This window comes from Novosphingobium sp. (assembly GCF_036733805.1).
In the GTDB taxonomy this organism is placed as follows: domain Bacteria; phylum Pseudomonadota; class Alphaproteobacteria; order Sphingomonadales; family Sphingomonadaceae; genus Novosphingobium.
Window position 1 is genome coordinate 1 of sequence record NZ_DAIMZT010000068.1, and the last position, 13,526, is coordinate 13,526.

Annotated in this window: 13 protein-coding genes and 1 tRNA gene; 5 read left to right on the top strand and 9 right to left on the bottom strand. The window is 61.5% G+C overall.

What is annotated here, in order from left to right; translation table 11 throughout:
* Positions 1-9: 9 nt before the first annotated feature.
* The 3 genes from V7D69_RS13565 (at position 10) to V7D69_RS13575 (ending at position 3,547) form a co-directional block, all read left to right on the top strand.
* Positions 10-85 (top strand) — tRNA-Thr (locus V7D69_RS13565).
* 180 nt (positions 86-265) lie between these two features.
* Complete coding sequence (locus V7D69_RS13570) at positions 266-1,543, top strand: glycosyltransferase (RefSeq protein WP_333606073.1); 1,278 nt, start codon at positions 266-268, stop codon at positions 1,541-1,543.
* A 426-nt stretch (positions 1,544-1,969) separates the two neighbouring features.
* Positions 1,970-3,547 carry a DUF6798 domain-containing protein gene (locus V7D69_RS13575; RefSeq protein WP_333606067.1) on the top strand — a complete coding sequence of 526 codons (1,578 nt, stop codon included), beginning with the start codon at positions 1,970-1,972 and terminating at the stop codon, positions 3,545-3,547.
* Positions 3,548-3,575: 28 nt separating this feature from the next.
* Here V7D69_RS13575 and V7D69_RS13580 read toward each other — a convergent pair whose 3' ends face one another.
* The 7 genes from V7D69_RS13580 to V7D69_RS13610 form a co-directional block, all read right to left on the bottom strand.
* Entirely contained in the window at positions 3,576-4,439 is an 864-nt protein-coding gene (locus V7D69_RS13580; RefSeq protein ID WP_414690994.1) for a TorF family putative porin, read from the bottom strand.
* Positions 4,440-4,690: 251 nt separating this feature from the next.
* A complete protein-coding gene (locus V7D69_RS13585) occupies positions 4,691-6,238 on the bottom strand; it encodes a SulP family inorganic anion transporter (protein ID WP_333606068.1) in 1,548 nt (515 codons plus the stop codon).
* Positions 6,235-6,924 (bottom strand): carbonic anhydrase, encoded by a 690-nt coding sequence (locus V7D69_RS13590; RefSeq protein ID WP_324063317.1) that lies wholly within the window; start codon positions 6,922-6,924, stop codon positions 6,235-6,237. The genes V7D69_RS13585 and V7D69_RS13590 overlap by 4 nt, the downstream gene beginning before the upstream one ends.
* A gap of 130 nt (positions 6,925-7,054) precedes the next feature.
* A complete protein-coding gene (locus tag V7D69_RS13595; protein WP_333606069.1) occupies positions 7,055-8,380 on the bottom strand; it encodes an ATP-binding protein in 1,326 nt (441 codons plus the stop codon).
* A complete protein-coding gene (locus V7D69_RS13600) occupies positions 8,380-9,108 on the bottom strand; it encodes a response regulator transcription factor (RefSeq protein ID WP_324063313.1) in 729 nt (242 codons plus the stop codon). Before V7D69_RS13600 ends, V7D69_RS13595 begins: the two co-directional genes overlap by 1 nt.
* Before the next feature lie 141 nt (positions 9,109-9,249).
* A complete protein-coding gene (locus V7D69_RS13605) occupies positions 9,250-9,540 on the bottom strand; it encodes a hypothetical protein (RefSeq protein ID WP_324063311.1) in 291 nt (96 codons plus the stop codon).
* A gap of 95 nt (positions 9,541-9,635) precedes the next feature.
* The gene (locus V7D69_RS13610; RefSeq protein WP_333606070.1) at positions 9,636-9,908 is read right to left on the bottom strand and encodes a hypothetical protein; all 273 of its coding nucleotides are present in this window, start codon (positions 9,906-9,908) and stop codon (positions 9,636-9,638) included.
* Between the two features lie 144 nt (positions 9,909-10,052).
* On the opposite strand from V7D69_RS13610, the gene V7D69_RS13615 reads away from it, so the two are divergent.
* The gene (locus V7D69_RS13615; RefSeq protein ID WP_414690993.1) at positions 10,053-10,676 is read left to right on the top strand and encodes a TetR/AcrR family transcriptional regulator; all 624 of its coding nucleotides are present in this window, start codon (positions 10,053-10,055) and stop codon (positions 10,674-10,676) included.
* Between the two features lie 86 nt (positions 10,677-10,762).
* Positions 10,763-11,449, top strand: a complete 687-nt coding sequence (locus V7D69_RS13620) for a L,D-transpeptidase family protein (RefSeq protein WP_324063305.1) — start codon at positions 10,763-10,765, stop codon at positions 11,447-11,449.
* A 4-nt stretch (positions 11,450-11,453) separates the two neighbouring features.
* On the opposite strand, the gene tilS is transcribed toward V7D69_RS13620, so the two are convergent.
* A complete protein-coding gene (tilS, locus tag V7D69_RS13625) occupies positions 11,454-12,437 on the bottom strand; it encodes a tRNA lysidine(34) synthetase TilS (RefSeq protein WP_333606071.1) in 984 nt (327 codons plus the stop codon).
* On the bottom strand, positions 12,418-13,371 hold the full coding sequence (locus V7D69_RS13630; RefSeq protein ID WP_333606072.1) for a tetratricopeptide repeat protein: 954 nt from the start codon (positions 13,369-13,371) through the stop codon (positions 12,418-12,420). Before V7D69_RS13630 ends, tilS begins: the two co-directional genes overlap by 20 nt.
* Between the last annotated feature and the right edge of the window lie 155 nt (positions 13,372-13,526).

The window sequence follows — 13,526 nt, forward strand, 5'->3', positions numbered from 1 at the left end:
CGTGAAGGCGCCGGCTTAGCTCAGTTGGTAGAGCACCTGATTTGTAATCAGGGGGTCAGGGGTTCGAAGCCTCTAGCCGGCACCAGCTTCTTCGAAAGCACTCCCGCCAGGAAACTAGCGACAGGGTTGTGAAAATCTGTCCGGACCGGGTAGCGGCCGCGTCCAATTCCTCTTACGCGTGCTTCCTGCGCGATGAGCGACGTGCAATCATCGTTCAGCACAGGAGGCATTGTTGGCTCGATCGCAAGGCTTCACGCTCTCCCTCGTGATCCCTGCATATAATGAGGCAGAGAATATTCCGCTTCTGCTCGGTCGCCTGGCCGAAGGCATGGCTTCTTTCGATGATGTGGAGATCGTCGTTGTCGACGATGGCAGCAGCGACGACACGCGGGACGCGCTGCGTCGCAGCCTCAATGCACATCCCGAACTGAGGTTCGTTTCGTTGTCACGCAATTTCGGCCACCAGATCGCGCTCAGGGCGGGTATGGAGCAAACAACTGGCGACTGCGTGATCTGCATGGACGCCGATCTTCAGCACCCGCCCGAATTGATCGGCGACATGGTGAGGCAATGGCAGGCCGGGGCGGATATCGTCAATTGCATCCGGGAGGATCAGAAGTCACTGTCACTATTCAAGCGCCTGACCTCGCGCTGGTTTTACAAGCTTCTGAGTAGTATTTCCGGCCTGCAACTGATGCCTGGAAGTTCGGACTTTCGCCTTCTTGATAGGAACGTGGTCGACATCCTCAACCGTTTGCCGGAAGCAGACCTATTCTATCGCGGTATCATCCCGACGCTCGGTTTTCGCGTCGTGGCGATCGATTACCAACCCGGCGCGCGCATTCACGGCAAGAGTAAATATACGCTGCGCAAGATGACGAAGCTGGCACTGAACGGCGTGGTCAGTACCAGCGTTCGGCCGCTGCGCTTGGCGACTTACTTTGCATTTCTCACCGCTCTCGCCAGTGCGGCCTTCCTGGCCCATGTCCTTTATGTCTATTTCGTCAGCCGAACCGGTGTGCCTGGCTGGGCATCGACACTGGGTGTCACGCTGATTATCGGAACGATGCAATTGCTGGTACTGGGAATGATCGGCGAGTATCTCGGCCAGGTCCTGAAGGAAACGCGCCACCGCCCGCCTTATTACATCGCCGAAACAGGTGGCGCCCCCCCCCCGCACGGGAGCGCAGGGCGACCGATGATGCAAAATGAAATATTCCGCGCTGGGCTCCTTCTTTTCTACACGGTCATCAGTGTTGCCGGGATGACAATGATAAAAGATGCCCAACCCCTCTTCAGCCTGAAGGGGCTTTTGGGCTTTGGGTTGTATGTCGGTGGGTTCCTAATTTGGATCGGTGTGATCCTGCGGATCATGCCCATGTCACAAGCATTTCCGCTGGCCGCAGGCTGCTTGATGCTGGGCACACAATTCGCCGGCTGGTTTATTCTCAAGGAACGCATAACACTGTTGCATATCGCCGGCATGATACTGATCCTGGCAGGCGTTATCGTCGTCGGGTTGGTATATCAGCCCAAAACTTGAGGTTAGGCGAAGTGACATCCGATATAGAGCGACAGCACCAAGCCGCCTTTGAAAACCACTCGTTCAAATTCCCTCCGGAGGGGACCTGCGCTGGTGATGAGGTAGCACTGGTTTTTTACTCCATCCTTTTATTGACCGTCTTCTAATGAAGACGCGGCTGGGCAAAGCCTTATCCTTCGCTACAGTGTCCATTTGGCGAAAAGTATGACCGAACTACGACGCGGGCCAAGGTCGACCACCCTCGTCTGGATCATATGCATACTGGGCGGCATAGCTATCGGCGTGTCGGGTTTCAGCACCGAAAGCAATCACCCGACCTATCTGCCTCCAGGTCTTCACCTCGCCGATCCCACCTATCTCGCGAGAGATTGGTGGCTGCGATCGGTGAGGCATTATCACTACGCCTTCTTCGCGCTCACGGTCATCTTGGCGAAACTCCGCATTCTGGAAACGGGGCTGGCAGTCCTCAACATTCTCACTGCGGCGATGGCGATTCATGCCTGCTTCAGGATCATCAGACTGCTACGTGCACCACATGCGCTGGCCGTACTGATTGTCTTCATCTCGGTTCTACTGACTACAGTAACGTTCTACGGTATCGGCAACAGCTACCTGTTTTCTCCCTCGCTCCAACCTTCTAGTATCGCGGCGGCTGCGACAATCGCGGCGCTGGCTGACCTGCTCGAACGAAAGCTGACACGATGTGGCTTCTGGCTTGGCCTAGCAGGAGCTTTTCACGTCAATTTTCTCGTTCTGAATATGGCTTTTTTCGGCCTTGCCCACGTCCTGACTGCTGCTCAGGAGCGGCCATTACGGAACCTTGCGTCGAAGGACCTCGCCGCCGACTTGCTGAAGGTGCTTTGGCCCAGCCTCGTTTTAGCGATGCTGCTTCTCCCGCTAATTCTGTCAGTTGAAAGCGAAGCCGATTCACCCTCACTAGCGGCTAAAGCAGATTGGATATTTTTCCGCTTCGCCGTGCCGTTTCATTATTATCCGCGGGCTTATCTTCGCCAATTGCCCATTTTCTTCATCTGGGAACTGCTCGGCCTGATCTGGACCCGCCGTGCTGTTCCCGATGCGGCTGCGCGTCGGGTTATTTGGGCAATCCAGATCGCTGCGGGGTTGCTCATCTGGTCGGCAACAGCGCTGACCACCCTCGTTTTCATCCCCACCATCGCTCGCCTATTCATCTGGCGCCTCGCCCCTTTTGCGATGTTGATTGCCGCGCTGGTGACGATCATCGGCGCCATACGCATGATTGAGGGGGAGGAGCCAATACCTTTAACGCAGCGCGACAGCAGCCTGTTGCGGCTGAGCTTCGTGGCGCTTCCCGCCATAGCGTTGCCCAATATCCCCCTAAGAGAGCAGATCTTGCCGACTGCCGGGCTCGAACCTGCAGCGGCCGTGTTAGGCGGGCTATTCGTTCTAGCCTTCATGCGTCACGCATTCGGTTATAGATTTTCCGGCTATCGTTCTGTTGTCGGTCTGCTGCTGGCCGCGTTTGCCTTTGCGGTGTTGACTCAGCCTAGCGCCGGCGAAGAATCGCGTTATTCACTCCTGATTACGTCGCCGCCCGCACGCCAGGAAGACGATGTGTTTGCCTTTGTGAAGCGATCTACCCCACCTGACGCACTGTTTCTGATTCCCCCCGATCTCGATTATTTCCGCCTGAAGGCCGCACGGGCGATTATAGCCGATTACAAGGCATTGCCTATAAACCGGGCGGGGCTACTTGAATGGTATGTCCGGTTGGAAGCTATCTCAGGCATCAACAATCCTCAGAACATATACCAGGTGAAATCCGGCTTCGAGGATATCGATGCGGAAAGGCTCAGCCGATTGCGTTGTCAATTTCACATCACCCATGCGATCTTGCGCAGTCCTCAACCCTTGCGCGGTGCGCCAGGCTGGGCCGAGATCTTCAAAAATCGCGATTTTCGCGTGCTGGCTTCTACAGGCCGCAACGCATGCCCTTCACCGGCCAGCAGTCGCTTTCGCTCCTGAAGGCCGGTGGCTTGACCTTCGTCGGCAATCAAAAGCCCGCCGAAAGCGAGAATAGCACTGTCGATCCGGCGATTGAGGAGCCGTTCTTGGTCGAGGCGAAGTTGGGTTGGAGGTGGGCCGCTTCGGATTTCGAGATATCGGTGTCCACGTAAGCCATGCCCAGCGTCACCGGACCGACTGCGATGTCGGCGCCGAGCATCCAGTCCAGGTATTCGCCAGTCGGGGCAACGCTGGTTCCGTTGGGTCCCAGGCCGGAATTGCCGTTGGAATAGCCCAAGTGAGCCTTGACCGTCACGGGCGTAGCAGGAATCCCTGCGCTGGCATCGGTCCATAGATAGAGGTTGTCCGATTTGGCGCCGGGATGGTCCCGCGTTCCGGCCAAGTAGGAAGCGCCGCTGTCGAAGACGCGGCCGAGTGCCTGCTGCTTAGGAGCATAAGCAACCCCGACGAGCACACTGGCAGGGCCAAGATCGCCGGAAAGCTTGACGTAGGGTTCGGCGAAGTCCGTCTTGCTCGCCCCACCGGGATACATGTACCAGGTGAGGCCGAGGTCGAGCTTGAGGCCGCTGGCGATCGGGGTCGAATAGCCGCCATAAAGGTCAAGCTCCATGTTGGAGCCGCCGAAGGTGCCCCAGCCGGCAAGGTTGGAGGCCCAGGTTCCGGCATAGAACCCGCTCACGTGCGTCACGGTAAGCCCGCCCTGGACCGCCATTTCCTTGTCCGTCTGGGACACGCCGCGAAAGCGGTAATCGGTCACCAAAGTCGCGCTACCGGAGATGGTGATCGCACGCGGCGCCTCTTCATGCGCTCTTACGGGGAAGGCGGCCGCCATGGACAGGGCAACAAAGCCGATGCCAAGGCCAAAGCGGCCGGCGGAATAACGAATCATCATTGTCGGAACACCCTCATGTTGTCGTGGCCTGTTCCGTCCTGCGGCTGACATGCCGGGCGCTGCTGCACCGCGCGCCCGTTTCACGCCGGCCCGCCCTGACTAATGACCGAAGTTGTCTCCGCGTTGGCCTCTGCGCGACAAAGTGTTTCCCTACCTGGAGCCGCCCGGAGACAGAGCCGGGCGGATGCACTTGGCATCCGCCCGCAAGGTGAAGGAGGCCGGAGGTGAGGGATCCGGCCGCCGGATCATGGTCAGGCGGCAACAGGCAGAGCCCGCAAGATCGCGTCCGGGCCGGTCACGCGGTCACTGCGCCCCGATTGGCGACGACGGAGAAGCCATTCGGAAAGCGTCTCCGCGGTAGTGTGATCTATCGCCCGCACATTCACGAGATCGAGATGGACGGAGCGGTCCGCCGGCTGCTTTTCCAACACCGCGTTGAGGCGCGCGAGGCCCAGGAAAGTGGCCGCTCCGTGAAGCGCGATACGGCTTTCCTCGTCATTGCGGTGCTCATGCACCTTGAGGCGCAGATCCCGAAAATGGGGCAGCAGCTCAAGCGCCGAAAGCGCAAGGCCGACCAGCACGCCGGTAAGCAGATCCGTGGTGACCACCAAGACGAAAGTGACCGTCCAGATCGCAGCCGGAAGAAAGCCGTGCGCCTGAAACAAGTGCCGCACGTGCTTGAGGCTCACCAACCGCCAGCCGGTCACCACCAGCACACCGCCCAGCGCCGCCATCGGAACTTGTCGCAGGAGCCAGGGCAGCAGGGCCACGAAGGCGAGAATCCATACACCATGAAGGATCGTCGAAAGGCGGGTCTTCGCCCCCGCCTGGACATTGGCGGAGCTGCGCACGATCACCCCGGTCATCGGCAATGCGCCGAAGAGGCCGCAAAGCATGTTCCCCACGCCCTGAGCGCTCAGTTCGCGGTCATACTTCGTGCGCACGCCGTCATGCATGCGGTCGACGGCAGCGGCGGACAGCAAGGTCTCGGCGCTCGCGATGAAGCCGATCGCAAGCGCGGTGACAATCAGCGACGGTTGCGCCAGGGGAGCGAACCAGTCCAGGCTGCCGGGCAGAGCAAAGGCAGAGCCGATCGATTCCGGCACGGCGATGCGCGCCACGCCCAGGTTCAGGCCCCACGCCGCCGCCGTCGCGGCGACAACACCCAACAGCGCGCCAGGCACCAACGTCATCGACTTGGGGCGCACCTTTTCCCAACCCAGCATAACAGCGATGGTCAGCATGCCCAGCATCAGCGCCAGTTCGGCCGCACCCACTTTGGCGAAGTCCAGCCCCAGCACGCGCGCCGGCATCATCGCCATGTTCTCAAGCCCGCTGGAAAGCGGCTTGGCATCGAACAGGATATGGAACTGACCTATCACGATCAGCGCGCCGATCCCGGCGAGCATGCCGTGAACGACCGCCGGGCTGATCGCGCGGAACAAACCGCCCAGCCTAAAGGCGCCAGCAACGACCTGAAACAGCCCGGCGAGGAGCAGCACCGGGCCGAGCGCCATCAGTCCATGTTCGCGAACGAACTCGAACACGATGACGGCAAGGCCCGCGGCCGGTCCGCTGACCTGCAAAGGCGAGCCCGCCAGCATACCGACCACCAGGCCCCCGACCATGCCGGTGACCAGTCCCTTCTCCGGCGGCACGCCAGAGGCGATGGCAATGCCCATGCACAGCGGCATAGCCACCAGGAACACCACGATGGAGGCCGTGAGATCCCGGCCAAAATGGGCGAAAAGACCGCTTCGCGCACCGGCGGGTGCCGCGCTCAAGACTGTCGCGCTCATTGCGCAGCCTCGGCATATTCCGTGGCGACGCGTGGACGTGGGGCGAGCGCGACAGGCAGATCGCGGTCCTCCCGCAAGGGCACAAATTCACCCGCATCGCCGTCAAGGCCAAGTACTTGTCCGGCATGGATATCGACGAACCAGCCGTGCAGCGTCATTTCACCGCGAGCAATGGCCGCCGCGACCGTGGGATGCGTGCGCAAGTGCCCGATCTGAGCGATGATGTTTTCAAGGCTGATGGCCCGCACCCGATCCTTGCCCTCCAGATGTTCATGGCAAGTGCTCACGATGTGTTCGGCGGCTGCACCGTGGCGGAGCCAGGCCGCGACATTGGGCATCATTTCCAGTCCGCTGGGGTCGCTCAGAGCCTTCATCGCACCGCAGTCGGAATGACCGCAGACGATGACGTCGCGCACGCCCAGCGCCACCACCGCGTATTCGACGGTGGACGTCACCCCGCCGTTAAGGGTGGCATAAGGCGGCACCATGTTGCCCGCATTGCGGCATACGAACAGGTCACCCGGCTCTGCCTGCATGATTTGCTCGGGCACCACGCGCGAATCTGCGCAGGAGATCATCAGCGCCTTGGGTGTCTGGCCGTGTGTGGTCAGTTTCCCGAAAAGCTCGCCGTGGGCGGGAAAAATCGACTTCTCGAAATGGAAGACGCGGCCGATCAGCTCGTTCACGTTGCTCACCTTTCTTGCGTGTTATTGCCTGCAGCCACCTGACCGCCGGCGTCATCGCAGAAATAGGTGCCGTGATTTTCCCTGTTTCTTCAGAAAGGTAACGAAGTTTTGCTGCAGCGCAGCGCGAGGCTCAGTTCGCCGGAAGCGGCAAACGGATCGTGGCGCGAAGGCCGCCTTCCGGGCGGTTGAGCAAGTCGAGCGTGCCATTCTCCATACCTACGGCCTTGCGCACGATAGGCAGGCCAAGGCCCATTCCGGCGGTATCGCGCGATCGGGCAGTATCCAGCCGCACGAACGGCTGCAATACGTCCGCCATGCGCTCCTGCGGGATGCCCGGACCATCATCCTCCACGACGATCTCGGCCACCCCTTCGCCGCTCCGCACCTGAACTCTGGCATTGCCGCCGTAATGCAGCGCATTCTCGATCAGGTTCGACAAGGCCCGGCGGATCGCGACCGGCCGGACACTCATCTCCAGGTTCGATATTCCGTGATAGGTCGCATCCGCGCCATGATCGGCCGCGGCATCGACCAAGGTTTCGGCCATGACGGCGATATCGATGCGTTCCGCCGGGATATTGCGGCCGTCACTGTCCACGTAAGCCTGAAGCGATTCAAGCAGCATGCGCATCTCGTCGATGTCATGCGAAATGCCTTCGCGCACCTCCGGTTCAAGGACGCTTTCATCGAGGCGCAGCCGCATGCGCGCGAGCGGCGTCTTAAGATCGTGGCCGATCGCCAGCATCGTTTGCGTGCGATCCAGCAGCGACTGATGAATGCGCTCCTGCATTTCATTGAGCGCCCGGATCAAACTGCGCAACTCGTCCGGGCCACGTTCGGGCACAGGCCGGGGCGGACCTGAACCCAGATGCCGCGTGGCGCAGATCAGATCGCGCAGCGGCCGCAGTGTCGCTCGCAGTAGGACCCAGGCCAGCGCGATGAGCAGAAGCGTTGGCAGCAACATGCTGACGATCCGCCCCACCCGGAGTTTCGATGCGGCGTTGGCATGCGTATGGAAACGGACCACGCTGGCGTCCGTCAGTCGCACCGATCCGCCGATATTGCCCCGACCCGGCAGTTGCTCAAGATGAAGTTCCAGATCGGCCAGGGCGAGTTCCGGCTGAATCGCGATTACTTGCGCTCGCAGGTTGGCAAGGCCGAGCGAGCCGCGCTGACGTTCCCCCGGAGAAACCCATTCGATGCCGAAACCGTCCGTGCTCAGCGCCTTGGCGACAGCCTTGCGCTTGTCCGGTTCGGCCCGGTCGAGCGTGCGCGTGGCAAGCACAAGGGTCTGTGCGATCCGTTCGGCATCGTCACGGCGCAACTCGAACGAGTTCATGCGATCGAACAGAAACGAATTGGCTGCAAATTCGACAATCAACACCAGCAGAAGCACCGCCAGCAGCCGCTCAGGCAGACCCAGACGCCTTAACGGAAATGCGAGCCCGCCCGCCATCAGGCGCGTGTCACTTCCGCCTTGAACATGTAACCCACGCCCCGCACGGTGATGATCGGCGGCTCAGAACCGTCGGCCTGCAACTTCCGGCGCAGGCGGCTGACCAGAACGTCAATGCTGCGATCGGAACTATCGCCAATGCGAGAACGGGAAAGTTCCATCAGCCGCTCACGCCCCAGAACTCGCTGCGGATAGCCGAGGAAGGTGGAAAGCAGATCGAACTCAGCGCCTGTCAAGTCGACGATCGCGCCGCTGGGCGATCGCAGTTCCCGGCGCGCCAGCGAGACCTGCCAGCCGTCGAAGCGAATCGTGTCCGGCGCGCGTCCGTCAGGTAGAACCTCGCCGCCATTATCGTAACCACCACCGCGACGCAGGACGGCGCTGACACGAGCGGCCAGTTCGCGTGTACTGAAGGGCTTGGCGAGATAGTCGTCCGCGCCCAGCTCCAACCCCAGCACCCGGTCCTCTTCGCCGCCGCGCGCGCTTACGAAGATGATCGGAACATCGCTTTCGCGGCGAAGACGACGGAACAGGTCAAACCCGCTGGAGCCGGGCAGCATGACGTCAAGGACGACAAGCTGCACCGCCGTTTCACGCAAGGTGATCCACATTTCGGCGCCGGTCGCCGCCGTCAGAACGTTGAAACCGCTCTGGCGCAAGGCGCGCGCGGTCAAGGTCCGCAACGCGCCGTCGTCCTCGACGAGCAGGATAGTGGGAGGTGTCGTCATCGCTTCCTGGGAAAATGCGAACCGGGGGGCGGCGGCTGTGGTCATATCTGGCCTGCAATTGCAATGATATAGGAGCGTGGGGGCGGGCAGGCAAACCGGCTCGGCGGATGCGTGGGCTGTGCCGGTAGCCTTATGCCGGGATTACCGCGTCGAGGGCGCACCGGCAGCGGCTTCGGTCCGCGCCTCGGCAAAAGCCTGTTCGGGCTTCTCTTCGGCCTTGGCTTGATGATGGCGGCAGGCACGTCCCTTAAGGGGATCGGGATTACATGCCCCGATTACGCGCCCAAGCTCCCGATCGCCCGCGCTGACGCGGGCAGGGATCGGCCCATGCCCCTTTGAACTGCGGGCGCTATCGGAAGCATAGGCGACCTGCGGAGCCGGAGCGGAAGCGGAAAGGCCGGCAAGGGCGAAAAGAAACGCGGAAAGCATCATGATCTCCAATCTCGTGCGTGGTGCAGCAAGATTGGAAATGCCGCGTTTCGGACCTTATGCGAAACCGCAACGAAATGTTGCTGAGCTAAGTTGGCCTAGGATTTTGCTTCGACCTTGCGCGGTGCGCGCTTGCGTTTGGGCTTTTCGGAGGGTGAGCCGCCCGCCGGCTTTACCGCTGTCGACGCCTTGTTCGCAGGGGAGGCTTTGCGTCGCGCGGGTTTTCGCGCCGGGGCCGTTTCCGCGGCAATCTTCTCCACCGCCTTTTCTCGAGTAACGAAAACGTCTTCACCCCTGGCCTTGCGGCCGATCGAGTATTTGTAGATCACGTAAGCGGACGCGCCGCCTATGGCCCATTTGAGCAGCTTCATCGCGTTTCCTCTCCTTCGATGAGGAATGACGACTCTGTAACGCGCCGCTTCGTGTTTCGCCACCATTCTCAGGCGCCGATGATCGAATCATGATTCGATTCGTGAGGTTTGCCAATGTAACGATTGGCGTCTAATTGTTTCATCGTGACCACAGCAGACACTCTGGAATCCCGACAATCGGACAAGGCCCCGCGAACGGAACGCGGGCGGCGAACGTTGCGCAAGCTGCTCGACGCGGCCGCTCTCGAATTTGGGGAGCACGGCTTTCACGAAGCCTCCATCACCGGCATCACCCGCCGTGCCGGAACGGCTCTGGGCAGCTTCTATACCTATTTCGATTCCAAGGACGAAATCTTTCGCGCCCTCGTCGATGACCTCAGCCGAAAGGTGCGCGAGACGGCCCGAGACGCAAGGCAAACGGACCTTGATGCGATCGAGGCAGAGCGCGCCACTTTCGTTGCTTTCCTGCAGTTCGTTCGCGAACATAAGGAAATCTATCGTATTATCGACCAATGCGAATTCGTCGACCCCGAAAGCTTTCGGCAGCATTACGAAAGTGCCGCAAGGCGTATTCATGAACGCCTGATGGAAGGCGTGCGGCGTGGCGAGCTGAAGGAGGGGATGGACGAAACGCATGCCTGGGCGATTATGGGAATGAACATCGTCCTTGGCCTGCGCTATGGCGTGTGGTCCGACAACGCCGATCTCGAACAGGTGGCGGAGCTGGCGAGTTCGATCTTACGCGACGGCATCTACCGCAAGGTTTGATAGCTGCGCCGCCCCGGCGCTTTACCGCCGCTTAAATGCTGTTCGCTTTATAAAGCGCATGCGTAGAATCGTCTGGGAACGATCATATGAACGGACGTATCTTCCTCGCCTCCGGCTTCGTCGCTCTTGCCGCAATCGTGGGCGTGCTGGTTATAGCGGCGGCCCCCTCGACCCCGGAACCCGCGTCGTTGGCGGAAGCCGATGTTGCGGCGATCAAGGTGAAAGGGACTGTTTCAGCTCTGCCGTCTGCGCACCCGGCTCCGGCTCAGACGTCAACGCCAGCCTCTGTCCCACCCGCGAAGGATGAACCGTTCGTCATCAAGCGGATCCTGCCCATCGAAGGCCCTATCAAATATGGGGAGTGGCATTGGGACGAGAAGGATGCGCCACAGGGGCCGATCGTCATCACTGTCGATCTCGAAGCGCGCGTGCTCTCGGTTTTCCGAAGCGGATACGAGATCGGCGCCACGGCCGTCCTGCTGGGCGCGGAGGACAAGCCGACACCCCTGGGGGTCTTCCCGATCACGCAGAAAGACCGGGATCACGTCTCCAGTATCTATACCGGCGCGCCGATGCCTTACATGCAGCGGTTGACTGACGACGGCGTGACGCTGCACGGCTCCAAAGTGGAAAAGGGATATGCCAGTCATGGCTGCGTCGGCATGCCGGAAGCCTTTGCCGCCCGGCTCTTCGCGGTCACACACCTGGGTGACAAGGTTTATATAACGCGCGGCAAGCAGGTGGGGCTAGGCGCCGATCTGGTCGGCGGGTGACAGGTCAATCCTTGCGTTTCGCAGCCCGAACGGGCGCCTTTGCAAAGCTCCAACCGCCCGCGTTGGGCCGCGCGACCAGTTCCCCGATAGAAGCCGGGCGTCCTTCCACCAGCGTGTCGAACAGCCGCGCCACCGCGCCGCCGCGCGGTGCCCCGCAGCCCAGTTCGCTCACGATCCGCGCCAGAACGCGCAGCGCCACGGCGCGCGGCGCCTGCGGACGATAACGCAAGCCCATCGGCTCCTTCTTCACGCAGGAACGCCATTCAAGATCCGCCATCCAGTCAAGCGCAGCGTCGGCCTCGGCAATATGCGCTGCGCTGCGCGCGACAGCTGCAATGTCAAGCCAGTCTGCGTCCGCCAGCACCTTACGGATACGCACCCGATCGAACCGGTCATTCGCGTTGCTCGGATCATCGGTCGCCACAAGGCCGCTTGCGGCCACCACTTGCGCCAGCTCCACGCGGCGCCAATCGAGTACAGGACGTAAAAGCGGAATCGTCGTGCCAGTCACCTGGCCCCGCGCACGTGCCCCGGCCAGACCCGCGACGCCGCTCGCCCGGTTAAGCCGCATCAGCAGCGTCTCTGCCTGATCGTCGGCATGGTGCGCGGTCGCCAACGCGGCCAGCCCCCGTTCCTCGATCCACCGCGCCAGCGCCGCATAACGCGCATCGCGCGCCTCAGCCTGGATATTGCCGGCGGCGACATCGACGCGCAATGTGGCATGCATCACGCCAAGCTGGCTGCAGATGCGGGCCACTTCGGCGGCCTCGTCCGCGCTTTCCGCACGCAGGCCGTGGTCGACGGTAGCGGCCTCTATCCGCCCCGGCAGGACGGCATAAGCCAGGAGCAGCAGCGCCAGACTATCCGGCCCGCCAGACACCGCCAAAGCCAGCCTGGCCTCCGCCTTGCCGATGCCCTCCGGCCAGAGTGCGGCCAGACCGGCACGGAACCGTTCCAGCGGTTCCGCGTCAGCTACAAGAGAGTCCATTGCGCGTGGCATCGTAAGTGCTCTTCAGGCGACCCGCTGCTTCCGCTGCATAAGTCTGAGCGAACTCGCCCAAGGCGATGCAGGCACGCCTGGTGTCCTTCATCTGCTTCATCGCGACACCCAGATAAAGCAGGCTGTCAGGCGCACGATCGCCCCGTTTGTCAGCCTGGTAATTCTGCAGGAACCACTTGGCTGCCTCGCCCGGATTCCCATCGTCCAGATAAGCGCGGCCCAGCAAGTTGCGCCCCCAGCTCGCGCGGGGATGCTTCGGGTACTTTTCGAGGAACAGCTTCAACTGCTGCTCAGCCTCAGGATAAAACTTGGCTTCCCACAAGCGATAGCCGTAGCTGTATTCGTCATCGCCCGGATCAGCGCTCTGGGGCCGTCCGACGGCCTTTACCGCTTCGAGGCGCGCGGAGGATGCGGCCACGGGCTTGGCAGCCGCCGGCTTGGTTGAAGCAGGCGCTGAAGCGGGGCGAGCCGAAGCGCCGCCGGTCATCGCATCAAGGTTGGATTGCGGCGTAGCCGGTGCATTCTGCGGCGGCAAGGCCACCGCCGGTGGCGCGCCCGTGCCCAGCTTTGCCTCAAGCTGATTGATGCGGTTAGTGTTCTGCTCAACCTGGGAGGTGAGCCGGGCCATCTGCGCCTCGACCGCGTCCATGCGCGTCAACAGGTCAGTGATCGGCGTAGTCGCCGGCTGTCCCGGCGCAACCGAAGGCGTCGGCGTGGGCGAAATTTCAGGCTCGAAGAATTTGCCGTCCGGCCCCGGAAAGACCTTGCGCTGAAGGGCCCGCACTTCGGCCTCTACCTTTTTCAGCCGGATGTCCGTGCTGTCCTGCGCCAGCGCGGGCACTGCTCCGCCGATCAGGATCGACGCCATGGCCGCGCTCGCCAGCAGGCGCGCGAACCGGCCAGCTCCAAGTGAACCTTTCATCGCCAATTCAACTCCGTATCAAAACACCCTCGCGATTCCGGGTCCGCCCCATCGAGATGGCGCGGCAATTAACCAAGAAGGCGTGCCTGCGGTTGTTGCCGCAAGCACCCCCTCTCTGTCGAGGGCAACTAGTTCGAAACCGTGGAAAGCGGTTC

Excerpts from the sequence above, each read along its gene's own strand:
- tilS (WP_333606071.1), bottom strand. The coding sequence starts at position 12,437 with ATGGACTCTCTTGTAGCTGACGCGGAACCGCTGGAACGGTTCCGTGCC.
- V7D69_RS13610 (WP_333606070.1), bottom strand. The coding sequence starts at position 9,908 with ATGAAGCTGCTCAAATGGGCCATAGGCGGCGCGTCCGCTTACGTGATC.
- V7D69_RS13595 (WP_333606069.1), bottom strand. The coding sequence starts at position 8,380 with ATGGCGGGCGGGCTCGCATTTCCGTTAAGGCGTCTGGGTCTGCCTGAG.
- V7D69_RS13605 (WP_324063311.1), bottom strand. The coding sequence starts at position 9,540 with ATGATGCTTTCCGCGTTTCTTTTCGCCCTTGCCGGCCTTTCCGCTTCC.
- V7D69_RS13620 (WP_324063305.1), top strand. The coding sequence starts at position 10,763 with ATGAACGGACGTATCTTCCTCGCCTCCGGCTTCGTCGCTCTTGCCGCA.
- V7D69_RS13630 (WP_333606072.1), bottom strand. The coding sequence starts at position 13,371 with ATGAAAGGTTCACTTGGAGCTGGCCGGTTCGCGCGCCTGCTGGCGAGC.
- V7D69_RS13600 (WP_324063313.1), bottom strand. The coding sequence starts at position 9,108 with ATGACGACACCTCCCACTATCCTGCTCGTCGAGGACGACGGCGCGTTG.
- V7D69_RS13580 (WP_414690994.1), bottom strand. The coding sequence starts at position 4,439 with ATGATGATTCGTTATTCCGCCGGCCGCTTTGGCCTTGGCATCGGCTTT.
- V7D69_RS13585 (WP_333606068.1), bottom strand. The coding sequence starts at position 6,238 with ATGAGCGCGACAGTCTTGAGCGCGGCACCCGCCGGTGCGCGAAGCGGT.